Origin of the sequence: Pseudalkalibacillus sp. NRS-1564, from assembly GCF_050467905.1 — a bacterium.
GTDB lineage: Bacteria > Bacillota > Bacilli > Bacillales > Guptibacillaceae > Guptibacillus > Guptibacillus hwajinpoensis_B.
The window spans coordinates 115,381-138,037 of sequence record NZ_JBITPM010000019.1; the positions used below are offsets into that span (position 1 = coordinate 115,381).

Annotated in this window: 18 protein-coding genes, 2 pseudogenes and 1 other annotated feature; of the genes and pseudogenes, 17 read left to right on the top strand and 3 right to left on the bottom strand. The window is 40.9% G+C overall.

Going from position 1 to position 22,657, the window contains the following annotated elements; all coding sequences use genetic code 11:
• The first annotated feature begins 35 nt into the window (after window positions 1–35).
• From queA to yajC, 3 genes are read left to right on the top strand one after another with little or no spacing between them, the layout of a single operon-like run.
• Window positions 36–1,082 (top strand): tRNA preQ1(34) S-adenosylmethionine ribosyltransferase-isomerase QueA, encoded by a 1,047-nt coding sequence (gene queA / locus ACIFPW_RS10535; protein ID WP_430244067.1) that lies wholly within the window; start codon window positions 36–38, stop codon window positions 1,080–1,082.
• Complete coding sequence (tgt, locus tag ACIFPW_RS10540; RefSeq protein ID WP_430244069.1) at window positions 1,079–2,221, top strand: tRNA guanosine(34) transglycosylase Tgt; 1,143 nt, start codon at window positions 1,079–1,081, stop codon at window positions 2,219–2,221. The genes queA and tgt overlap by 4 nt, the downstream gene beginning before the upstream one ends.
• A 40-nt stretch (window positions 2,222–2,261) precedes the next feature.
• Window positions 2,262–2,534: a preprotein translocase subunit YajC gene (gene yajC, locus ACIFPW_RS10545; RefSeq protein WP_194219645.1), complete on the top strand. Its 273-nt coding sequence runs from the start codon at window positions 2,262–2,264 to the stop codon at window positions 2,532–2,534.
• Between the two features lie 42 nt (window positions 2,535–2,576).
• Here yajC and ACIFPW_RS10550 read toward each other — a convergent pair whose 3' ends face one another.
• Window positions 2,577–2,966, bottom strand: coding sequence for a TIGR04086 family membrane protein (locus ACIFPW_RS10550; RefSeq protein ID WP_194219419.1), 390 nt, complete (start codon window positions 2,964–2,966; stop codon window positions 2,577–2,579).
• Window positions 2,967–3,033: 67 nt separating this feature from the next.
• Here ACIFPW_RS10550 and ACIFPW_RS10555 point away from each other — a divergent pair, with 67 nt between their 5' ends.
• Window positions 3,034–4,383, top strand: a complete 1,350-nt coding sequence (locus ACIFPW_RS10555; RefSeq protein WP_430244071.1) for an ArsB/NhaD family transporter — start codon at window positions 3,034–3,036, stop codon at window positions 4,381–4,383.
• 154 nt (window positions 4,384–4,537) lie between these two features.
• The gene (locus ACIFPW_RS10560) at window positions 4,538–5,203 is read left to right on the top strand and encodes a YetF domain-containing protein (protein WP_430244073.1); all 666 of its coding nucleotides are present in this window, start codon (window positions 4,538–4,540) and stop codon (window positions 5,201–5,203) included.
• A gap of 29 nt (window positions 5,204–5,232) precedes the next feature.
• Here ACIFPW_RS10560 and spoVB read toward each other — a convergent pair whose 3' ends face one another.
• Window positions 5,233–6,786 carry a stage V sporulation protein B gene (gene spoVB, locus ACIFPW_RS10565; protein ID WP_430244075.1) on the bottom strand — a complete coding sequence of 518 codons (1,554 nt, stop codon included), beginning with the start codon at window positions 6,784–6,786 and terminating at the stop codon, window positions 5,233–5,235.
• Between the two features lie 120 nt (window positions 6,787–6,906).
• Here spoVB and ACIFPW_RS10570 point away from each other — a divergent pair, with 120 nt between their 5' ends.
• The 9 genes and pseudogenes from ACIFPW_RS10570 (at window position 6,907) to dtd (ending at window position 17,299) form a co-directional block, all read left to right on the top strand.
• Window positions 6,907–7,392: a COG2426 family protein gene (locus tag ACIFPW_RS10570; protein ID WP_194219422.1), complete on the top strand. Its 486-nt coding sequence runs from the start codon at window positions 6,907–6,909 to the stop codon at window positions 7,390–7,392.
• Between the two features lie 89 nt (window positions 7,393–7,481).
• Window positions 7,482–7,739 carry a post-transcriptional regulator gene (locus tag ACIFPW_RS10575; protein ID WP_226614507.1) on the top strand — a complete coding sequence of 86 codons (258 nt, stop codon included), beginning with the start codon at window positions 7,482–7,484 and terminating at the stop codon, window positions 7,737–7,739.
• 111 nt (window positions 7,740–7,850) lie between these two features.
• A pseudogene (gene secDF / locus ACIFPW_RS10580) lies at window positions 7,851–10,065 on the top strand (protein translocase subunit SecDF).
• A gap of 134 nt (window positions 10,066–10,199) precedes the next feature.
• Window positions 10,200–11,109 (top strand): annotated as a pseudogene (locus ACIFPW_RS10585) (cation diffusion facilitator family transporter).
• A gap of 38 nt (window positions 11,110–11,147) precedes the next feature.
• Window positions 11,148–11,483 carry a LapA family protein gene (locus tag ACIFPW_RS10590; protein WP_430244078.1) on the top strand — a complete coding sequence of 112 codons (336 nt, stop codon included), beginning with the start codon at window positions 11,148–11,150 and terminating at the stop codon, window positions 11,481–11,483.
• A 132-nt stretch (window positions 11,484–11,615) separates the two neighbouring features.
• The gene (gene recJ, locus ACIFPW_RS10595) at window positions 11,616–13,973 is read left to right on the top strand and encodes a single-stranded-DNA-specific exonuclease RecJ (protein ID WP_194219428.1); all 2,358 of its coding nucleotides are present in this window, start codon (window positions 11,616–11,618) and stop codon (window positions 13,971–13,973) included.
• Entirely contained in the window at window positions 13,974–14,486 is a 513-nt protein-coding gene (locus ACIFPW_RS10600) for an adenine phosphoribosyltransferase (RefSeq protein ID WP_194219429.1), read from the top strand. It abuts the gene before it with no gap.
• Window positions 14,487–14,673: 187 nt separating this feature from the next.
• Entirely contained in the window at window positions 14,674–16,836 is a 2,163-nt protein-coding gene (locus ACIFPW_RS10605) for a RelA/SpoT family protein (RefSeq protein ID WP_430244352.1), read from the top strand.
• Window positions 16,837–16,855: 19 nt separating this feature from the next.
• The gene (gene dtd, locus ACIFPW_RS10610; protein WP_194219431.1) at window positions 16,856–17,299 is read left to right on the top strand and encodes a D-aminoacyl-tRNA deacylase; all 444 of its coding nucleotides are present in this window, start codon (window positions 16,856–16,858) and stop codon (window positions 17,297–17,299) included.
• 93 nt (window positions 17,300–17,392) lie between these two features.
• Here the strand turns inward: dtd and ACIFPW_RS10615 are convergent, their stop codons facing one another.
• On the bottom strand, window positions 17,393–18,814 hold the full coding sequence (locus ACIFPW_RS10615; RefSeq protein WP_430244354.1) for an N-acetylmuramoyl-L-alanine amidase: 1,422 nt from the start codon (window positions 18,812–18,814) through the stop codon (window positions 17,393–17,395).
• A gap of 149 nt (window positions 18,815–18,963) precedes the next feature.
• On the opposite strand from ACIFPW_RS10615, the gene ACIFPW_RS10620 reads away from it, so the two are divergent.
• The 3 genes from ACIFPW_RS10620 (at window position 18,964) to aspS (ending at window position 22,620) form a co-directional block, all read left to right on the top strand.
• Complete coding sequence (locus ACIFPW_RS10620) at window positions 18,964–19,137, top strand: RNA polymerase subunit sigma-70 (RefSeq protein ID WP_194219659.1); 174 nt, start codon at window positions 18,964–18,966, stop codon at window positions 19,135–19,137.
• Window positions 19,138–19,218: 81 nt separating this feature from the next.
• Window positions 19,219–19,443: a binding site (T-box leader), on the top strand.
• Window positions 19,444–19,549: 106 nt separating this feature from the next.
• Window positions 19,550–20,836 (top strand): histidine--tRNA ligase, encoded by a 1,287-nt coding sequence (gene hisS / locus ACIFPW_RS10625; protein ID WP_430244082.1) that lies wholly within the window; start codon window positions 19,550–19,552, stop codon window positions 20,834–20,836.
• Window positions 20,833–22,620 (top strand): aspartate--tRNA ligase, encoded by a 1,788-nt coding sequence (gene aspS / locus ACIFPW_RS10630; RefSeq protein WP_283153941.1) that lies wholly within the window; start codon window positions 20,833–20,835, stop codon window positions 22,618–22,620. The genes hisS and aspS overlap by 4 nt, the downstream gene beginning before the upstream one ends.
• Window positions 22,621–22,657: the final 37 nt, after the last annotated feature.

Genomic DNA, 22,657 nt, shown 5'->3' on the forward strand with positions numbered 1-22,657 from the left:
AAGTTGAACACTTTCTAGAAACAGTGGTGAATAAAATGAACGTAAATGATTTTGATTTTGAACTTCCAGAACGGTTAATTGCTCAAACGCCGTTAAAGGAACGGACAAAGTCCAGATTGATGGTATTAGATCCATTAAAGCAAAAGCTTCAGCATCGCGAATTCTCCAATTTAGAGGATTACATAAATCCCGGTGATTGTCTTGTGTTGAATGATACACGAGTCATGCCAGCTAGATTGTATGGATCAAAAGAAGAAACAGGAGCTAAAATTGAAGTGCTGCTTCTTAAGCAAATGGAAGAGGATCAATGGGAGACTCTTGTTAAACCGGCTAAGCGAGTGAAGCCAGGCACTGTGATTTCATTTGGCGATGGACGTCTAACAGCCGTATGCAAAGAGTCACTTGAACATGGCGGACGTGTATTAGAGTTTCAATACGAAGGCGTTTTCTATGAAATTCTTGATCAGCTTGGCGAAATGCCTCTTCCACCATATATTACTGAAACGCTCGATGATCAAGAACGATATCAAACCGTTTTTGCTAAGCATAGAGGATCAGCAGCAGCACCAACTGCTGGCCTCCACTTCACAGAAGAAATGCTTCAGCGTCTTGAAGATAAAGGCGTTCATGTCGCATTTATCACACTTCATGTGGGTCTTGGCACTTTCCGACCAGTTTCCGTCGATAATATTCTTGAACATGAAATGCACGGGGAATTTTATCAACTGACAAAGGGCACGGCTGAACTGTTGAACAGTGTAAGGGAATCGGGAGGCCGAATCATTTCTGTCGGTACTACTTCAACGAGAACACTTGAAACCGTGGCATCAGCACATGATGGACAATTTGAAGAAGCTTCTGGTTGGACCGACATTTTTATTTATCCGGGTTATACTTTTAAAGCAATCGATGGGCTGATTACAAACTTTCACCTGCCTCAGTCAACATTGATCATGCTCGTGAGTGCCCTTGCGGGAAGAGATTTTGTGCTTTCTGCTTATCGCACGGCTGTTGAGGAAGAGTATCGCTTCTTCAGTTTTGGTGATGCAATGTTGATTTTGGAAGGGAGTATGAAAGAATGACAGAACCAATTCGCTATGAATTAATAAAAACGTGTAAACAAAGTGGGGCACGTCTTGGAAAGTTGCACACGCCACATGGTACGTTTGATACACCGATGTTTATGCCTGTTGGAACACTTGCGACAGTGAAAACGATGAGTCCAGAAGAACTAAAAGAAATGGGCGCTGGCGTTATCCTTAGTAACACGTATCATCTTTGGCTTCGTCCTGGTCATGATATTGTCAAAGAAGCTGGGGGCCTTCATAAATTTATGAACCGGGATCAGCCGATTCTTACGGATTCTGGAGGATTTCAGGTCTTTAGCTTAAGTGACCTGAGACAGATTGAGGAAAAAGGCGTTCATTTTCGGAATCACATGAGCGGTGAGAAGTTATTCTTATCTCCAGAAGGCGCAATGGAAATCCAAAATGCACTCGGTTCTGATATTATGATGGCATTCGATGAGTGTCCTCCATACCCAGCAGAATTTGATTACATGAAAAGTTCTGTTGAGCGTACGAGTCGCTGGGCTGAACGATGCCTGACAGCTCATGAACGAAAAGACATCCAGGGGTTGTTTGGAATTGTTCAAGGTGGAGAGTATGAAGAGTTAAGAAAACAAAGTGCTGAGGATCTTGTTTCACTTGATTTCCCGGGCTATGCTATTGGAGGCCTTTCAGTAGGTGAACCGAAAGACGTGATGAATCGCGTGCTCGAGTTTACGACACCTCACCTTCCAACTCAGAAACCTCGTTATTTAATGGGGGTTGGTTCACCAGATTCTCTTATTGACGGAGCTATTCGAGGCGTGGATATGTTTGATTGTGTTCTTCCTACTCGTATCGCGCGAAATGGAACACTAATGACTAGCAATGGTCGTCTAGTCGTTCGAAATGCAAAATATGCACGTGATTTCCGTCCGCTTGACGAGAATTGTGATTGTCATGTCTGCCGCAATTATTCAAGGGCGTATATTCGTCATCTTGTAAAATCCAATGAAACATTTGGCTTTAGATTAACGACTTACCATAATCTCTATTTTCTGTTAAACTTGATGAAGCAAGTTAGGCAGGCGATTATGGATGATCGTCTCCTGGACTTTAAGGATGAGTTTTTTGAACAATATGGGTTTAATAAACCAAATGCGAAAAACTTTTAATCCATAGATTGTATGATTGCTGGAAAGGGGTGAAATGAATATGGGTTCTACGTTAATGAATATAGTCCCGCTTCTACTAATGTTTGCGATTTTCTATTTCCTTTTGATTCGCCCGCAACAGAAGCGTCAAAAGAAAACGAAAGAAATGCAAGCAAGCTTAGAAAAAGGAAATAAAGTTGTAACGATCGGTGGTATGCATGGCATCATTGATGCAATGGATGAAGGTACAATTACAATCCGTACTACAGACGGTACAAAAATGGTGTTTGACCGAGCGGCTATCCGCGAATCAATCACTGAAAACAGCAAGTAACATAATAAAGAGCGTCCTCATCAGAGGGCGCTCTTTGTTCGTCTAAGCCTCTCGATGATTTCCGCCTCTAACATTTACCCCCATGATTCCTCCTAGAATGCAAATCAGACCATAACCAGCATGGTAAAGCAATTGTTCAAGATTCATGTTTATTCTGTAACCCAGATACTGAATGAGAAAGAGGAGAATGACGTACATAATGGCTGTTCCTCCTCCTAGTAGCCAACCGCGTTCTCCTCCTTTCCCACCTGAAATAAAGCCACCTATAAAAAATGCAATAACGGTAGCAACAATAATGAACGGGCTTAGTCCGTTTTCTGATACAGATGTGAAACGAAGAATTAAAGAAAAAAGCACGCTAGTTGCAAGCACAATCACGATTATTGCTAATAGCCCTGAGCCCATACTTGAGACTGCATGTTTCGATCTCATTGTCTTCCTCCTTAAACGAGATAGTTTGTACATTCTATTCGTTTGAGAAGGAAATAGAAGTCTATTCATGAAATCGAACAGCTCGTCATACGATGTTAGAAACGGGACAGGGAAGGGGCAGCATGGATTGGAAATGATCATCGCGCTCATCATATTTGTTCTTGCTTATGTCGGCATATTAACTGAGAAAATTAATCGTGCGATCGTTGCCTGTGGCGGTGGTCTTCTCATGCTACTTTCAGGAATTACAACCACAGATTCTGCTTTCATGAACCACGTTGATTGGAATACGATTGCATTATTGTTTTCAATGATGATTCTTGTCTCCATTACAAGTCAGAATGGATTGTTTGAATATATTTCAATCAAACTTGCGCAACAGGTACAAGGAAAACCGCTGCCGCTACTTGCTGTAATAGGGACATTGACTGCAGTTGGATCAGCTTTATTAGATAATGTGACCACCGTTCTTCTTCTCGTACCAATTACTCTTACCTTAACAAGGATACTTAAAATTACAAGCATGCCCTTTTTAGTAACTGTTATTTTATCTTCTAATATAGGTGGAACAGCAACGTTGATTGGTGATCCGCCGAACATTATGATCGGGCAGGCTGTTGATCATTTAGACTTTAATGATTTTCTATATAATCTGGCACCAGTGGTTGTTGTCATTTATGCCGTGATCATGACAGGTCTTTTATTTTTATATCGAAAGGGATTGACTGTAGATGACGACCATCGACAAACGTTGCTTCGAATTAATGCAGATGATTATTTAAAGAGAGGGCCTCTTCTTTATAAATCGTCGGTCGTGCTGCTAATGACGATTTCAGGCTTTCTGCTACATCCTATTTTACATACAGAGCTAACTAACATTGCGATGGCAGGAGCGGTCCTCTTATTACTCATCACACAAAATGAACACAAGATTGAAGAGGTTTTCGAGTCAATTGAATGGGTGACCTTGTTCTTCTTTATTGGATTGTTCATTTTAATCGGTGGATTAGAGGAAGTAGGGATTATTGATGAAGTGGCGAGAAGTATTCTCTTATACACGGACGGCGATTTGCCTAAAACATCGCTTGTGATTTTATGGGGATCTGGTTTTCTTTCAGCCTTTTTAGATAATATTCCATTTGTAGCAGCGATGATTCCTGTCATTACGGAATTTTCGGGTTATGGAATGACAAACCTTGATCCATTGTGGTGGTCGCTTGCCTTAGGCTCATGTCTTGGGGGGAACGGAACGTTAATCGGTGCTTCAGCAAACGTAGTAGTAGCAGGTCTAGCGCTGAAAGATAAACAAGAAGTTCGCTTTATTGAATTTTTGAAAATCGGAATACCTGTTGTTTGTGTTTCACTTGCCATTAGTACAATCTACATTTATTTCCGCTATTTGCTTCCCTACTATTGAGGGAAGCTTTTTTATTTGTGCTAAGATAATCCTATCTTTGGTTTACACGTTATTTTAATGAAATGTAAAAATCCGTTTTTTCAATACATTCCCTCATGCTGAGCTGAAACATGGTTACACTAATCAAAACAAGACTGGAAGGAGGGATTCAGGGATGGAATTTATGACAGTCATAATGAGGACACTTGTTTTATATTTTGTCATCATTTTTGTTTTTCGAGTCATGGGAAAACGAGAAATTGGTCAGTTAAGCATTCTTGATTTTGTTGTCTCCATTATGATTGCTGAGCTTGCCGTTATGTCAATTGAAGACCCTCAAACGCCAATGATAAATACAATTGTTCCAATGGTCATTCTAGTACTTATTCAAATGATTATGGCTTATATTTCATTAAAAAGTGAGAAGGTTAGAGAAATTGTAGATGGAAAGCCGTCTGTTTTAATTGATCGTGGTCGAATTGATGAGATCGAAATGAAAAAACAACGGTATAACTTTGATGATTTGCTTATTCAACTGAGAGAAAATAACGTTGCTTCTGTTTCGGACGTGGAATTCGCCATCCTTGAGCCTTCTGGAAAGCTATCTGTCATTAGAAAAGAGGAAGATGATAAGAAGGAACATCCAGAGACATTGATGCCACTCCCTCTCATTCTCGACGGGAAAGTACAGGAGGAACATCTTGAACGAATTGGAAAAACAGCTTTATGGCTTCGTCAGGAATTAAGAAAAGTGGGTCATAAGGATATTAAACGTATCTCATTTTGTTCTCTTCATAAGAATGGCAGCTTTTTTATTGATTTAAAGAATGAAAAAAGGTAACCAGAGCGGTTACCTTTTTTTCTCTTCATTTAATGCACATATTTTCCGATAAGAGGGATTCTTCTAAGATCATTTCGATTAATTAACCCAAGTAATAGAAGGACGATGCAATAAATAATTGATGTTACACAAATAGCAACAAACGTACCGAGTATATCTGATGATGAAGAAGCGAGGTTCTCATACAGAAAGTGACCAGCAACTCCGGCACCAATAATGGACGCAACCCCTTTCAATAAATCACTCACTACGATGGAGAAACCAATTGCTTTTACGAGTGTTGCAAAATGGAGAAGTGTTACAAGTAATATCCCAATAACAATCGCTAGAGCAGCCCCCATAATGCCGAGTTCAGGTCTTGAAGCTAGGAAGAAGATGGCGGTGAGCTTTACGCCTGCTCCGATGAAGCTATTGATCATCGCTGCTTTAGCTAAATCTAAAGCTTGAAGTGCGGCCGCAAGTGGTCCTTGAAAATAGTAGAAGAAAAAGAAAGGAGCCATTACTTGCACATAGATAGCTACATGAGGTGCTTGATACATAATATCCATTAAAGGAACGGCAAAAATATACGTAACAACAACTGAAAGGCCACCTGCAACCATGGATAGTCGAATCGCCTGGCTGAGACGATGCTGAATCTGTTTGTATTGTTTCTGAGCGTGAGCCTCACTGATTGCGGGGACGAGTGAGACTTGTAAGGAATACGTAATAAAAGTAGGCAGAAAAAGGAGTGGGATGGCAAGGCCTGATAAATGCCCGTATTGTGTGGTGGCAAGCGTTGTCGCAACACCAGCCATCGCCAGACTACGGGCAACCATGATTGGCTCAAAGAAATAAGATAACGAACCAATTAACTGGCTTCCTGTTGTAGGTAGGGAAATTTTCATTAAGCTGTTAAATGTTTCCCTCCCGCCTTTTAAATAATTGAAAAAACCGCTTCGAATTTTAATGCGCTTCTTCATTTTGAACATCGAGAACATAAATAGTAAGGAAGCAAGTTCTCCGAGAACAACGGAAATCATAGCGCCCGCAGCTGCAAACTCAACACCGTATGGGAGGAAAGCTCCTGTTAGAACCGCTACAAGGCAAATGCGGACAATTTGCTCGATTACTTGGGAATAAGCAGAAGGTCGCATATTTTGTAATCCTTGAAAATAGCCTCTTAGCACAGAGGAAAGAGCTACAATCGATACAACTGGAGCGATAGCAATAAGAGGATAAAAGGTACGGTCGTCTGTGAAAACTTCTTTTGATAAGAAAGGTGCAGCTAGTACCATAATTGTCGTAAAAATGACACTAAGGACAGTGGTAATGGAGAGCGATACAATTAAAATTCGTTTAATCTTTTGTCGATCTCCTTCGGCATCCGCTTCCGCGACCATCTTTGAGATTGCAACGGGGAGTCCCATACGTGTTAATGTAATGGTTAGAATTAGCGTTGGAACAGCCATCATATAAAGACCGACACCTTCTTCGCCCATCACACGAACCATCACTATACGGTTAATAAAGCCTAGTACCTTTGTAATTAACCCGGCGAGAATGAGAAAAAGAGTCCCTCTAAGAAAGGTTTGCTTTGACATATTCACCCTACTTTCTATCCAGAATGCACCTGCGAAATTGTAGAAAAGTCTAGATATTTTTTATCACTATGTATATGCTTATTAGGGGACAAAGCATGACAGGCATATAGGAGTGTTTCAATGAAAGAAGAAATTAAACAATTTGTCGTAGAGAACCTTGGTTTTCTACCTCATGAAGTGATTGTAGTTATTGTTTCAGCGCTTCCAATATTAGAGCTGAGGGGTGGATTACCTCTCGCGTATACCTTTGATTTTTCATTTTTAAAGGCGTTCTCACTTAGTCTTTTAGGAAATGTGTTACCGATTATTCCATTGCTTCTTCTTTTTCAGCCGTTAAGCAATTGGCTAATGAGATTTGGCTGGTATAAACGATTTTATGACTGGCTTTATCATAGAACAATAAGCAAAAGTAAAAATGTCGATAAGTACGGTGCAATCGGGCTTATTCTTTTTACCGCTGTCCCGCTTCCGACGACTGGGGCATATAGCGCATGTGTCGCTGCTGCTTTATTTGCGATTCGTTTTAAATATGCTTTTCTTTCCATCCTCACAGGAGTCATTATTGCAGGCCTTGGGGTTGGCGCAGCGATTTATTCCATTTTTTAATCCAGAGTGTAAAATGTTTGAAAGGTTATAGCGCCTCTTGATTTAATGCTATGTTGGACGCTAGCTTATTTGAGAAAGGAGACGGCGAGATGAAAGAGTGGAAGAAGGAAATATCCCCAGCGCTTGAAAGCAAGAGAGACGAGTTTTTGCTGTTAGGGTATAGTGGAGCGACCATGGACGAAATCTGGGAATGTCTCCTTGCACGCCTTGAAAGAAACAATGAATTAGAAGAAGTAAAGTTGCACAGACTTGTGAATGAAATTATGCGTTTATCGGTGAATGAATATATGAATTGGTTAACCATTCATGCGTATAAAGGCACGAAAACGTTTGAAAGTCAGACTTAGAAAAGACTAAAATTGACAGAAAAATTCATATTTCGATATAATAGCTAATATTGTGTGCTATCCGTTTTACATAAGCATTAATGTTGGGGGTTTAGAGAGGAGTTTTATTCCATGGTAAAAAAAGGCCGGATCGTTGCGTTCTTTTTGATCGTCCTTTTACTTGGCGGATTAATTGGAACAACCGTCATGGGTGTAACAAAAGATATTAAATTAGGCCTTGATCTGCAGGGTGGATTTGAAGTTCTATATGAAGTAGAACCGGCTCAAGAGGGCCAGGAACTTAGTCAGGACCTGTTAAACAGCACAGTAAGCGCTTTGTACAAGCGTATTAACGTATTAGGGGTTTCAGAACCTCGTATTACGATTGAAGGGGAAGATCGCATTCGCGTTCAGCTCGCTGGAGTGAAAGATCAAAACCAGGCGCGTGAACTTCTTTCCACTCAGGCTGAGCTCACCTTCCGAACCACGGATGATGAAGAGAAAATGAGCGGAGCTGATCTTAAAGAAGGCGCCGCCAAGGTTGTATTTGATAACAACCAACCCGTTGTTCAGGTAACGCTTAAGGATCCCGAAAAATTTGCAAATATAACTCGAGACCTCAGTCAATTGCCTCAGCCGGATAATCGACTAGTGATCTGGCTTGATTATGAAGAAGGCGATTCTTATAAAGAGGAAGTTACAAAGCCAGCTGATGAACAGAAATTTATTTCCGATCCAGCGGTCAATCAAGTGCTTTCTCAAAATACTGTAGTTATTTCAGGACCACCATTTCAGCTTGAAGAAGCTGAAAATCTAAAAGAGCTTTTAAACGCAGGTTCTTTACCGGTTCAGCTAGATGAAATTTATTCAACTTCAGTGGGTGCACAGTTCGGCGAACAGTCTCTTGATAAAACGGTTATAGCAGGATTTATTGGAGTCGGTTTGATTTTCTTATTCATGCTGTTCTATTACCGTTTGCCGGGAGCAATTGCGGTGATTACGTTAACTACGTACATCTATTTGATTCTTGTTGTCTTTAATTGGATGAACGCAGTATTAACTCTCCCTGGTATTGCTGCACTCATCCTCGGCGTAGGGATGGCGGTTGATGCGAATATTATTACGTATGAACGAATTAAGGAAGAGCTTCGTTCAGGTAAATCCGTCATGTCGGCCTTCAAGGCTGGGGGAAGACGTTCGTTTACAACTATTTTTGACGCAAACATCACGACGTTAATTGCAGCAGGAGTTCTATTTGCATATGGAACAAGCTCTGTTAAAGGATTTGCAGTGATGTTAATTACTAGTATCGTCGTTAGCTTTTTGACTGCCGTTTGGGGTTCACGAATTCTTCTCGGCCTATGGGTCAAGAGCAGGGCACTGAATAAAAAGCCCGGACTTTTTGGCGTAAAGGAGAGTGAAATCGATGAGCTCTAAAGTAAGAGACATTAAATTTGATTTTGTCAAACATCGAAATAAGTTTTTTGCGATTTCACTAGCTTTAATCGTTCTTGGTGGGTTAGCGATTGCTATATTTGGTCTAAATTTAGGAATTGATTTTTCTAGTGGATCACGTGTTGATCTCCAATCTGATAGTAAACTAACAACAGAAGAAGTAAGCGACGAATTCGATGGACTTGGATATAAACCCGAATCAGTAACTCTTGCTGGTGGTGGTGATATTGCCGTTGCTGCATTTAAGGATGAGCTTGACAAAGATGAAGTTGCTGAAATTAAAAATCACTTCACAGAGCTTTATGGTGCTGAACCAAGTATTAGTACGGTCTCACCTGATGTAGCAGTTGATCTTGCTAAGAATGCGTTTATCGCAGTTGCTATTGCTTCGATAGGAATTATCGTATACGTTGCACTAAGGTTTGAATGGTTACAAGGGCTTGCCGCTGTCGTTGCGTTATTCCATGATGCGTTCTTCATAATTGTGGTATTCAGTATCCTGCAGATTGAAGTGAACATTACGTTTATAGCAGCAGTACTAACGATTGTCGGTTATTCCATAAATGATACGATCGTTACCTTTGATCGCATACGTGAAAATATGAAGTTTGAAAAAAAGGTCAAAACATTTGAGGACGTCGCACGTGTTGTGAATAAAAGTCTTGTTCAAACGCTTGCTCGTTCCATTAATACAGTGCTAACGGTTGTCTTTGCTGCTGCTGCTCTTACGGCCTTTGGCGGCGAAGCAATTAGACCATTTGCGATTGCCTTATTGATTGGACTAGTCGCAGGTACGTATTCATCTCTCTTCATTGCCTCGCAGCTTTGGGCAGTATGGAAGGGGAAACAATTGAAGAAGAAAAAGTTCGCCCCTGTTGAAGGTGAAGCATAAGAGAATTCCTTTGAGGGTGCCCGGATGAAGTGAAGCCATGGCTTAGCCATGGCTTTTACGTGTCCAAATGGTGCGGTGTGAGATTTTGAAATAAGGGAAAAGCTATAATGACTTGTTACGTAAGAGGTGAAAAAATGAATAAAGAAGAGCGGTTTCGAAAAGCTGAGATTGCAGCGATCATTGGTATACTAGGAAATATTATCCTAGCAGTACTTAAAGGCGTTATTGGGTCGATCTCCAATAGTCGAGCTCTTATTGCCGACGCCGCACACTCGGCATCAGATGTAGCTGGCTCATTTGCTGTTTTTGTTGGTTTGCGAGCCGCTAAGCTACCACCCGATAAAGATCATCCCTACGGTCATGGTAAAGCAGAGTCAATTGCAGCTATTATTGTAGCTGTGTTGTTGTTATTAGTTGGCGTTGAAATTGGAATAAGTTCAGGGAAGGCGATATTCGAACCTATTGAGGCCCCCGGTACTCTTGCTCTCTATGCAGCTCTCATCTCGATTGTGGTCAAAGAAGCGATGTTTCGATATAAGTATCGGTTGGGTAAAAAGATAAAAAGTGATGCACTGATCGTGAATGCGTATGAACATCGCTCAGATGTCTATTCTTCTATTGCTGTTTTAATAGGGATTGCAGGTGCCATTTTAGGAAGCAAATTTAGCTTGCCATGGCTCATTTATGCCGATCCGATTGCAGGAATTTTCGTTTCTGTTCTGATTGCTAAAATGGCTGTGAAGCTTGGTTTCGAATCCATTCACACAACACTCGATCATGTGCTGCATGAGGAGGATACGACGGAGTATAAAAAAAGTGATTACCGGGATGCCAGGGGTTGTGAACCTTGATGAGTTCTATGCTAGAGAGCACGGACACTATGTTATTATTGATATCAAGCTTGGTGTAGACCCGGATATTTCTGTTAAAGAAGGACATGACATCGGTAAGGACGTGAAGAAGCGACTTCTTGAAGAAGATGACGTGCATGATGTGTTAGTCCACATTAATCCTTATGAACCGAAGGAAAAAAAGAGAGAGTAATGGAATAGGTATTGTAGTAGAAGAGGAGGTAGATAAGGATGAAGGGACAATGGGGATTAGTTGTAGCACTTATTTTCGCCTTAATTATAGCGGTGTTTTCAGTCGTGAATGTAGATCCTGTACAGGTGAACTATGTATTTGGAACTTCGGATTGGCCGCTTGTGCTTGTCATATTGGGATCTGTATTGATGGGTGCGATTCTTGTGCTTGGTTTTGGAATGGTTAAGTATTACAGACTGAAAAGAGAGCTGAGAAAGTTACAAAAAGAAAATGAAAGGTTAATAACAGAACCAGTATCAAATGAATCAAAAGCTGTCCATACTCCACTTGATGGTGAGGCAGCAGATGAGGGCACCGGTACTGAAGGGGAATAATGACGAGAAAGCCTTGATTAAGTTCAAGGCTTTTTATAGTGGAGTGAAGAGGGATTGTAAAAGATTCCTCTTCTTGAACTATGGTCAAACCTCCTGAAACTATATATAATGAACAAGTTAAGAGGTGATTCGATGTTAAGGTCTAAAACACGCTGGAAACTGGCTGAAACAGATGAAACAAACATTGATCGGCTCCAGAGTGAACTTGGAATTTCTCGACTTGCTGCTTCGCTTTTAGTTAATCGAGGTATTGAGGGAGAAGAAGAAGCGAAAAGATTTCTATATAAAGAGAATTTAACTTATCACGACCCATATTTAATGGATGGTATGAAGGAATCGGTCGAAAGAATTCAACAGGCGATTGCTTCTGGTGAGCGAATCCTTATTTTTGGTGACTATGATGCCGATGGCGTTAGCAGCACGACTGTACTTGTCTATACGTTGCGCGAGCTTGGCGCTATATTTGATTACTATATTCCTAATCGATTTACAGAGGGATACGGTCCGAACGAAGCTGCTTTTAGGCAGGCAAAAGAAGATGGGTATCAACTAATAGTGACTGTAGATACAGGGATATCCGGTGTACATGAGGCGGAAGTTGCTAAAGAAATCGGTATTGATCTCATTATTACTGATCATCATGAGCCTCCTCCGGTTCTGCCCGATTCCTACGCGACAATAAACCCTAAAAAGCCAGGGTGTGGTTATCCATTCAAAGGTTTAGCAGGAGTAGGGGTTGCATTTAAACTTGCGCAGGCTTTGCTTGGAAGAATTCCAGGGGATTTATTAGAGATCGCCGCAATGGGTACCATCGCTGATCTTGTGCCACTTCAGGATGAGAACCGTCTTTTAGCAAGCGAAGGTATTCGCGCCCTTCAAAATTCAAATAAGCCAGGAATAAAAGCTTTGCTAGATGTATGTGGTCTAAAGGGTCAGGAGCTTAACGAAGAGCATCTTGGTTTTGGGATAGGACCGAGACTAAATGCTGCGGGCCGTCTTGATAGTGCAGACCCAGCAGTTGAACTGCTGACAACAGATGATCCGATTCTTGCTGAACAGCTGGCATCTGATATTGATGCTCTTAATAAGAATCGTCAGGAACTAGTTAATACAATGACGAAAGAAGCGATTGAAGAGGTTGAGTCAAAGTACTTGAGTGATGAAAGCAATCGTGTACTCATCATTGCTAAGGAAGGATGGAATGCGGGGGTCATTGGAATCGTGGCTTCACGACTTGTTGAAAAGTATTATCGTCCAACCATCGTGATGAGTATTGATCGTGAGAAAGGTGTCGCAAAAGGATCTGCACGAAGTATTGAGGCCTTTGATATGTTTGCAAACCTTTCTGAGTGCAGAGACATTCTCCCTCACTTCGGTGGTCATCCAATGGCCGCTGGTATGACCATTGATTTAAGCTACCTAGAAGATTTGCGTTCAAGATTAAACGAACAGGCTTTAGATAAATTAACAGAAGAAGATTTGACACCACTTACAAAAGTAGATCTTCACTGTCGTGTAGAGGATGTTACTCTTGAGACAATTGAAGAAATGAATCTTTTGGCTCCTTTTGGAGTAAGTAATCCGAAACCAGTCGTTATGCTAAAAGACGTTCATCTCTCTCAAATCAGAAGGATTGGGAGTCAGGACAATCACCTCAAGGTAGGTCTTGAGGAAAACGGCGCTACGCTAGATGGCGTAGGGTTTCATTTCGGTTATGCATTTGAAGAAATAGCATCAAGAGCTGCTGTAAGCGTAATTGGCCAACTCTCCGTCAACGAGTGGAATGGACTTCGAAAGCCACAAATCTTTGTGAAAGATATCGCTGTGAATGAATGGCAGCTCTTTGATTATCGTGGCATTCGAGATTTGAAAAAACGACTTGAAATGTTGCCGCTCGATAAGCTTGTTATGGTAGCTTTCCAAAAAAACACCATGACAAAGCTTGGACTTGAGAATTGGAAAGACTACATTATTGTTGATCCAACAGAACAAGAGAAACTAGCAATTGAGAATAAATATGTTATGCTACTCGATCTTCCGGATTTAGAGGAAGACCTTGTCAATCTGTTTCGAAAAGGTGGATTACCAGATCGAACGTATGCGGTATTTGAGCATGAGGAGGATCACTTTTTCTCAACGCTTCCGTCACGTGAGGATTTTAAATGGTTCTATGCTTTCTTAATGAAGAGAGGTAGCTTTAACTTACGCGATGCTGAAAAGCTCGCAAAGCATAAAGGTTGGTCAAAAGAAACAGTTCCGTTTATGTCAGAGGTGTTTTTTGAGCTAGATTTTGTTACAATGGATAATGGACTGATTTCTCTAAATCCACAATCTGTAAAAAGTGAATTAACTTCTTCTAAAACGTATAGGAGTAAGCTTGAAAAAGCAAAGCTCGAAAATGATTTTTGCTATTCCTCCTATCATGCTTTGAAAAGTTGGTTCGATCAATCAGTTAATTGTTTCAATAGCACTGAGGAGGCCATTAAGTAAATGAATTATAAAGATTATATCGCAGTGGTTGAAGACTATCCGAAAGAGGGTATTCGTTTTAAAGACATCACTCCGTTAATGCAAAACGGCGAAGCTTACCGAGGAGTCGTTAATGATATTGCGGATTTTGCGAAAGATAAAGATGTTGATGTTATTGTAGGACCTGAAGCAAGAGGATTTATCGTAGGATGTCCGGTTTCATATATTCTTGGTATCGGTTTTGTACCTGTTCGAAAAGAAGGTAAATTACCACGCGAAGTAGCTAAAGTAGACTATGGTCTTGAATATGGTAAAGACGTCCTTACGATTCATAAGGATGCTATTAAGCCAGGTCAACGAGTATTGATTACGGATGATTTGCTTGCGACTGGTGGTACGATCAATGCAACGATCGAGCTAGTTGAAATGCTTGGTGGAGTTGTTGTAGGACTTGCTTTCATGATTGAGCTTTCCTATCTCGAAGGGCGTAAAAACCTTGACCGCCATGATATCTTTACTCTAATGACATACTAAAGAATGGAGTGTCCGAATAGCCGGACGCTCTTTCTCTTTATGCACCTTAGACACAAAGATTGAGCGTTTACTAATTAGGGAAAACGACATTTTTCTCTTAATCTCTTTACATGCTGACTTTTTTTAACGATAATAGAAGCAATATACCAACAGTAATCAAGGTGATTTGATGACGATAGAAGAAGTGATGGAAAGAGCGGAGAAGTATCTGTCTGAGGACGATCTCTCTTATCTTAATAGAGCATTTGAATACGCGCGAAACGCACATGAAGGCCAGTACCGCAAATCGGGTGAACCCTATATTATTCATCCTATTGAGGTTGCTGGCATTCTTGTGAACCTTGAAGTAGACCCTGTGACAGTGGCTGGGGGCTTTCTTCATGATGTCGTTGAAGACACCGACGTGACGCTTGAACAAATTTCTGATGAATTCAGCCCGGAACTTGCCATGCTCGTTGATGGCGTTACGAAGCTGAAGAAAATCAAGTATAAGTCCAAGCGGGAGCAGCAAGCTGAGAATCACCGGAAGATGATGATCGCTATGGCTCAAGATATTAGGTGCATTCTGATTAAATTGGCTGATAGACTTCATAACATGCGTACGCTTAAGCACATGCCAAAAGAAAAACAAATGCAAAAAGCGAATGAGACGCTAGAAATATTTGCGCCTCTAGCCCATCGTCTAGGTATTTCCACTATTAAGTGGGAGCTTGAGGATACGGCGCTTCGTTATTTAAATCCACAGCAGTATTATCGCATCGTGAATTTAATGCAAAAGAAACGGGCTGAGCGTGAAGGGTTTGTCCATGAAGTTGTGGACGAAATTCAAGAGCGTGTGAAAGAAGTTTCCATTGAAGCTGAAATTTCAGGTCGTCCGAAACATATCTATAGTATCTATCGGAAAATGGCTAAGCAACATAAGCAATTTAACGAAATTTATGATTTGCTCGCGGTACGTATCGTTGTGAATAGCATCAAGGATTGCTACGCCGTTCTTGGCATTATTCACACATGCTGGAAGCCTATGCCTGGTCGTTTCAAAGATTATATTGCTATGCCAAAAGCGAATATGTACCAATCGCTTCATACGACAGTCATTGGACCAAAAGGTGATCCTCTCGAGGTGCAAATTCGAACGTCTGATATGCACAAAGTTGCTGAATACGGGATTGCCGCTCATTGGGCCTACAAAGAAGGCGATGAGAATCAGGTGAATAGCTCATTTGAGAAAAAGCTATCATGGTTTAGGCAAATTCTTGAATGGCAAAATGATGTTTCGAATGCTGAAGAATTTATGGAGTCTCTTAAGATTGATCTATTCAGTGATATGGTTTTTGTCTTCACGCCTAAAGGAGACGTATTTGAATTGCCTACTGGCTCGGTACCTCTTGATTTCGCCTACCGCATTCATACTGAAATTGGGAATCATTGCATTGGCGCAAAAGTGAACGGCAAAATGGTACCACTAGATCATCGGTTGAAAACAGGGGATATCGTTGAAGTTCTAACTTCTAAGCACTCTTATGGTCCAAGTAAAGACTGGTTAAAAATCAGTCAAAGCTCCCACGCTAAGAATAAGATTAAGCAATGGTTTAAGAAAGAAAAGCGTGAAGAAAACGTTGAAAAAGGCCGAGAGCTTGTTGAGAAAGAAATTAAAAACCATGGCTTTGAGTTAAAGGCTGTTTTGACTTCAGATAACATTGCAAATGTATCTAAGAAATTTAACTTTACAAGTGAAGAAGATATGTACGCAGCTGTTGGATATGGTGGAATTACAGCTGCACAAATCGCAACAAGGCTGACAGATAAGGCTCGTAAAGAACGGACGAAAGAGCAGGAAGAAGAGCTAGCAAAATCAATTATTGAAGGTAAGATTCATTCACCTTCTCGGCCGCCAAAGAGAGCAGAGTCGGGTGTGCGAGTGAAAGGGATAGACAACCTGTTAATCCGCCTTTCACGATGCTGTAACCCTGTTCCAGGTGATGATATTGTGGGCTATATCACGAAAGGGAGAGGTGTCTCGATTCACAGGAAAGACTGTCCTAATGTGAATGAAGAGAATGGTCAGGAACGCCTCTTAGAGGTTGAATGGGAAAGTGACTCTCCAAAAAACTATAATGTTGATATCGAAATCAGTGGTTTTGATCGCAGAGGTCTTCTGAATGAGGTTCTTCAGGCTGTAGCAGAAACCAAAACCGACATGACGTCTGTTTCAGGTCGATCAGATAATAACAAGATGGCAACAATTAGTATGACTGTCTCCATTCGGAACACAGCTCATCTTCAAAAAGTGGTTGAGCGCGTTAAACGAATTCCAGATATTTATGCTGTTCGTAGAATTATGCAGTAGTTAAGAAAGGGAGTTCTCCATGAAAGCCGTTATACAACGTTCAAAGCAAGCCTCAGTCACCGTGAATGGAGAAACTACAGGTGAGATCGAACATGGCCTTGTGGTGCTCCTAGGGGTCACGCACGAGGATACAGAAGAGGATGCAGGCTATCTTGCCACTAAAATTGCAAACCTTCGTATATTTGAGGACGAAAATGATCGAATGAACCTGTCAGTGAAAGACAAAGGTGGAGCTATTCTATCTATATCACAATTCACGTTATATGGTGATTGTCGTAAAGGGCGACGTCCAAACTTTATGAAAGCGGCAAAACCTCCTGAAGCCAGCGTACTTTATGATAAGTTTAACGCTTTACTTAGAGAAGAGAGTCTCGAGGTGCAGACAGGTGTTTTTGGTGAGATGATGGACGTACAGCTTACGAATGACGGACCTGTAACTCTTATCATTGAGAGCAAAGAATGACAAAAAACCGCAATTCCTAATTGGAATTGCGGTTTTTTGGTTCATCCATATAGATAGAAAAGCAAGTCAAACTGTTCTTCATCTTAAGCGTTACTACTGTAAAAAAGTAAGGATGCCATTTGAAATTTCAGTAGTCACTTTTGATTGGTAATCCAACCTATTCACTAATTGCTCTTCCCATGGATTTGAGAGAAAGCCAAGCTCAAGAAGGACAGAAGGCTGCTTATTGTTCCTTAGAACATAATAATTTCCATATCGAATACCGCGATCTCTCAAAGTTGTATCATCTCCGATTTTGGCGTGTATCGCTGAAGCTAGGGACATATCATTCTCACCATAATAATACGTTGTTGCTCCATTTGCAGTTGGATCAACTGTGCTATCGAAATGAATACTTACAAATGCGTCGGCTTTATAACGATCTGATAAAAGAGTTCGTTCAGAAAGAGAGACAAATGTATCATCATCTCTCGTTAAAATAACTTGAACCCCTGCATTCTTTAATTTTTCCGCGATAGTTGTTGTCGTCTTCAATGTAAGGATTTTTTCAAGTGTCGTAATGCCTAGGGCACCACTGTCGTAGCCACCGTGACCAGCATCAAGAACAACTGTTTTTCCAGATTTCAAGACAGGCGAAGTGGATAGTTTAGATGCAGTAGAGACGACCCAGTCAGCAACGTATGCTGAACGACCATCGTCAAGAAGGATACGAAACCATTTGCCTTCTTTTGCAGCTATTTTGTAGCGCGCTTTTGCAGGCGCTTGTTTAATAACTTCATAATTCAACCCCGGCCCACTTCTTAAGTTTGTTGCCTGGTATAGAATTGTAAGAAATTCTGACTCCTCTTGTTTGTCTGTTTCTTGCAAATAGGTACTGTCTACCCAACCAGTCTGTCCATTCTGATAGCGAATGAAGCTCCAGTTTTTTTCTTGACGAACTTCTTCTACAATTGTTCCTGAAGGGAGTTGAAATATGATCCGGTTCTCTGTTCCTGGGAAGTCACGAACGTTTAAGATACGCGCCTTTACTTCTTTTACCTGGCTTGTTTTTTGATCTGGGCTAGCTGTTGTAGAACTTACTAACCAGGACGCTACCCATCCGGTCTGTCCTTTAAATTGAATGGAGGTCCAATCGCCTGCAGTCTCAAGCACATTCCACTCAGAATCTTGAGTGATATTTCCAATAACTTTGTATTCTTTACCAGGGCCAGCACGGACTTGAAGATCAGACACGGTTGATTGTATTGATTTCCTCTCTTTGGAATCAGAAGAAATGCTTACTAGTCTACTTGAAACCCAACCTTCTTCCCCAGTATGAAGTTGAATGTTTGTCCAATCGGTCTTACTTTCGAGAACGATGGCTGAATCCCCTTTATGAACCTGTGTGATAACAGATGAAGTAAGAGAGGGTTCGGCGCGAACATTTACAGTTTCCTCAAAATAAGCATTTTTCTCAGCCGAAGCAGAAGTAGAGAAAATAATGGATATGACAAAAAATAAAAATGCAAAAATCATTTTTTTCAAGTGATGACTCCTTTCAATGACGCCTGCTGCTTTCATAGATAATTTCTTTATCGGATAAAAAGATTCCTTCGTTAAGTAGTAAAATGCATTCTTTTTGGTGAAACTAAGAAATAATTGAACTAATAAAAGGGTGGGGTCTTGTGAGATCAACTAATAAAGAAATGATGAGCTATCATATGTCACAGCCGGAATTTGGTATCGACTTTCATGATTTTCTACAAAAAGAACAGTGTTTGTCAAATATGGAACTCGCGGAAGAATTTGGACTGTCATTAAAAAGTGTGAAAATCATGAAACAAAAAATGAAGCGATAATGTTTTGTAAAACCAATCCTAATATACTTGACAAAAAAATCACTGACTCGTATGATAGAAAACAATTCAGTAAATCGATACGAAGCTCCGAAGAGGAAGAAAAGTAAAAAAATACCGGGTTGATCAGAGAGGAAATGCCGCTAGGCTGAGAGCATTTCTCGATACCGCTTTTTTGAAAGACACTTCCAAGGATCGTCTCCGAACAGATAACTCAGTAGGGGACGACGTAGACAGGCGTTAACTGTTTTAAGAGGAAAGATTTATCTTTCCATTAGGGTGGCACCGCGGGTAACTCTCGTCCCTGAATTTCGATTCAGGGATGGGAGTTTTTTTGTATCCAAAAAAAGGATTTAGCCCATTAGAATTAGCCGTTAGAAGAGCTTCTTGCTAGTGATTAAAGGAGGATATAAACATGAGTTTTCAAATTCCTAGAGGTACTCAGGATATTGTTCCTGGTACGTCGGAGTTATGGCAATACATTGAAGATGAGGCAAGAGATATTTGCCGCAGATACAATTATCATGAACTTCGAACGCCAATATTTGAGCATACCGAGTTATTTCAACGCGGAGTAGGCGATACAACAGATATCGTTCAAAAAGAAATGTATACATTTGAAGACCGCGGTAATCGTAGTTTAACACTCCGACCTGAAGGAACAGCTTCGGCGGTTCGAGCTTATGTGAATAACAAGATGTACGGTTTACCCGAGCAGCCAGTTAAACTGTATTACATCGGCCCTATGTTCCGCTATGAACGTCCTCAATCTGGGCGGATGAGACAATTTGTTCAGTTCGGAATTGAAGCGTTAGGAAGTAATGACCCTTCGATTGATGCCGAGGTTATTGCGCTTGCGATGAGTTTGTATCAAGAATTGGGACTTAAAAAGCTTAAACTATATTTGAATAGTCTCGGTGATAAAGAAAGTCGTGAGGCACACCGTCAGGCATTAATTAATCATTTTGAGCCAAGAATCGGAGAGTTTTGTAGCGATTGTCAAAATCGCCTGGAGAAAAACCCCTTACGTATTCTTGATTGTAAAAAGGATCGTGACCATGAATTAATGGGAACTGCGCCTTCCATCATCGATTATTTAAATGAGGAATCGACTGTTTACTTTACAAAAGTAAAAGAAGCCTTAGATCAAATGGGAATTGATTATGTTCTTGATGACCGCCTTGTACGCGGATTAGATTATTATAATCACACAGCATTTGAAATCATGAGCGACGCTGACGGCTTTGGAGCTATTACGACGTTGAGCGGTGGTGGTCGCTATAATGGACTTGTTGAAGAGATGGGTGGCCCATCAACACCTGGAATCGGTTTTGCAATGAGCATTGAGCGTCTATTAATGGCATTGGAAGCAGAAGGTGTTGAGCTCCCGATTGAAAAGACAATTGATTGTTATGTTGTCACAATGGGGGAAGAAGCACAAAAGGTTTCTAATGGCCTTGTTCAGAAGCTTAGAAATGCTGGGATTTCCACAGAGCGAGACTACCTTGATAAGAAGATGAAAGGTCAGTTTAAAGCGGCTAATCGACTCAAATCAAAGTACGTAGCTATTCTAGGTGATGAAGAAATTGAAAAGAATGAAATTAACATTAAAGATATGAACTCAGGTGAGCAAGAATCAATAGATTTAACACATGTTGATTCTTATCTGAAAGGGGAATTAAAGGAGGAAGTTGGAGAATGATCGGAAGAAGCCATTCATGCGGGAAAATTCGTGAAAGCGAGATCGGGCAAACAGTAGAATTAAAAGGTTGGGTTCAAAAGCGTCGTGATCTTGGTGGATTAATCTTCATTGATTTTAGAGACCGTTCAGGTATTGTACAGGTTGTATTCAATCCAGACCTTTCAAAAGAAGCGCTTGAACTTGCTGAGAAAGTTAGAAGTGAATACGTACTAGGCATTACTGGTAAAGTAGTATCTCGTGCGGAGGGAACGGTTAATCCGAATCTTCCAACAGGGTCGATTGAGGTACATGCTGAATCACTTGAAATCCTCAATGCTGCGAAGAATCCTCCCATTAGCATTGCGAACGATGTAGAAGTTGGAGAAGATATTCGCTTGAAATATCGCTACCTGGACTTGAGACGTCCGGTGATGCAAGAGACATTCAAGCTCCGTCATCGAACAACTAAAGTCATTCGTGATTTCCTGGATCATAATGAATTTCTTGAAATTGAAACTCCAATGTTAACAAAAAGTACACCTGAGGGCGCTCGTGATTACTTGGTACCAAGCCGTGTGCACGAAGGAGAGTTCTACGCTCTTCCGCAATCTCCGCAGCTCTTTAAACAACTGTTAATGGTTTCAGGATTTGAACGTTATTACCAGGTCGTTCGCTGCTTCCGAGATGAGGATCTTAGAGCGGACCGTCAACCTGAATTTACTCAAGTCGACATTGAAACATCCTTCCTTCCAAAAGAAGATTTAATTGCGATGATGGAAGAAATGATGAGTGCGGTATTGAAGGAAACGAAGGGATTAGAAATTGAAAAGCCATTCCAACGCATGACTCATGCTGAAGCGATGAATCGCTACGGATCAGACAAACCTGATACGCGTTTTGAAATGGAATTTGTGGATGTATCTGATCTTGTAAAAGACTCTGACTTTAAAGTATTCTCTAGTGCTGTTTCTTCTGGTGGAGCTGTTAAAGGTATTAATGCAAAAGGTGCAGCAAGTAAGTACTCACGTAAAGATATCGACGCTTTAACAGAGTATGTGAAAACGTACAAAGCAAAAGGACTTGCATGGTTAAAAGTAGAGGAAGATGGTTTGAAAGGCCCTATTTCTAAATTCTTTGACGAGGCTCTTGCATCTCAACTAAAAGAAGCATTCGATGCAGAAGCGGGTGACCTTCTTCTGTTCGTAGCTGACAGTAAATCTGTTGTATCAGACAGTCTCGGTTCTCTTCGTTCAAAGCTTGGAAAAGACCTCGACCTTATTGACTATTCCAAGTTTAATTTCCTTTGGATCATGGACTTCCCACTGATGAGTTACGATGAAGAAGCTGATCGTTATTTTGCGGAACATCATCCGTTTACAATGCCGTTGAAAGAAGACCTTCATCTTCTTGAAGAAGAGCCAGGAAAAGTTCGTGCAGATGCATATGACCTTGTCCTAAATGGTTATGAGTTAGGTGGAGGTTCCCAACGTATTTTCCAGCGTGATATTCAGGAAAAAATGTTTAAAGCGTTAGGATTTACAAAAGAAGAAGCAGAGGAAGAATTTGGTTTCCTTCTTGAAGCGTTCGAATACGGTACCCCACCACATGGTGGAATTGCATTTGGTCTTGATCGTCTCGTGATGTTGCTTGCAGGAAGAACGAACCTTCGCGACACAATTGCTTTCCCTAAAACAGCTAGCGCAAGCTGCCTGTTAACAGAAGCTCCTTCTCCAGTTAGTGAGGATCAACTAAAGGAGCTGAATCTTGAGCTAGCTAAGAAGCCAGTGGGTGCTGAGAAAGAGTAAAAAATAATAAAAAGGACCTAATACCTGATGATTGAAA

What these genes read in the sequence shown, in the direction of transcription:
- spoVB (WP_430244075.1), bottom strand. Translation starts at nt 6,786, where the DNA reads ATGTCAAAGCAAACCTTTCTTAGAGGGACTCTTTTTCTCATTCTCGCC.
- ACIFPW_RS10570 (WP_194219422.1), top strand. Translation starts at nt 6,907, where the DNA reads ATGAAAGAAGAAATTAAACAATTTGTCGTAGAGAACCTTGGTTTTCTA.
- tgt (WP_430244069.1), top strand. Translation starts at nt 1,079, where the DNA reads ATGACAGAACCAATTCGCTATGAATTAATAAAAACGTGTAAACAAAGT.
- ACIFPW_RS10555 (WP_430244071.1), top strand. Translation starts at nt 3,034, where the DNA reads ATGAAATCGAACAGCTCGTCATACGATGTTAGAAACGGGACAGGGAAG.
- ACIFPW_RS10615 (WP_430244354.1), bottom strand. Translation starts at nt 18,814, where the DNA reads ATGATTTTTGCATTTTTATTTTTTGTCATATCCATTATTTTCTCTACT.
- ACIFPW_RS10575 (WP_226614507.1), top strand. Translation starts at nt 7,482, where the DNA reads ATGAAAGAGTGGAAGAAGGAAATATCCCCAGCGCTTGAAAGCAAGAGA.
- ACIFPW_RS10590 (WP_430244078.1), top strand. Translation starts at nt 11,148, where the DNA reads ATGAAGGGACAATGGGGATTAGTTGTAGCACTTATTTTCGCCTTAATT.
- ACIFPW_RS10600 (WP_194219429.1), top strand. Translation starts at nt 13,974, where the DNA reads ATGAATTATAAAGATTATATCGCAGTGGTTGAAGACTATCCGAAAGAG.
- yajC (WP_194219645.1), top strand. Translation starts at nt 2,262, where the DNA reads ATGGGTTCTACGTTAATGAATATAGTCCCGCTTCTACTAATGTTTGCG.
- recJ (WP_194219428.1), top strand. Translation starts at nt 11,616, where the DNA reads ATGTTAAGGTCTAAAACACGCTGGAAACTGGCTGAAACAGATGAAACA.
- ACIFPW_RS10560 (WP_430244073.1), top strand. Translation starts at nt 4,538, where the DNA reads ATGGAATTTATGACAGTCATAATGAGGACACTTGTTTTATATTTTGTC.
- queA (WP_430244067.1), top strand. Translation starts at nt 36, where the DNA reads ATGAACGTAAATGATTTTGATTTTGAACTTCCAGAACGGTTAATTGCT.
- ACIFPW_RS10550 (WP_194219419.1), bottom strand. Translation starts at nt 2,966, where the DNA reads ATGAGATCGAAACATGCAGTCTCAAGTATGGGCTCAGGGCTATTAGCA.
- aspS (WP_283153941.1), top strand. Translation starts at nt 20,833, where the DNA reads ATGATCGGAAGAAGCCATTCATGCGGGAAAATTCGTGAAAGCGAGATC.
- hisS (WP_430244082.1), top strand. Translation starts at nt 19,550, where the DNA reads ATGAGTTTTCAAATTCCTAGAGGTACTCAGGATATTGTTCCTGGTACG.
- ACIFPW_RS10605 (WP_430244352.1), top strand. Translation starts at nt 14,674, where the DNA reads ATGGAAAGAGCGGAGAAGTATCTGTCTGAGGACGATCTCTCTTATCTT.
- dtd (WP_194219431.1), top strand. Translation starts at nt 16,856, where the DNA reads ATGAAAGCCGTTATACAACGTTCAAAGCAAGCCTCAGTCACCGTGAAT.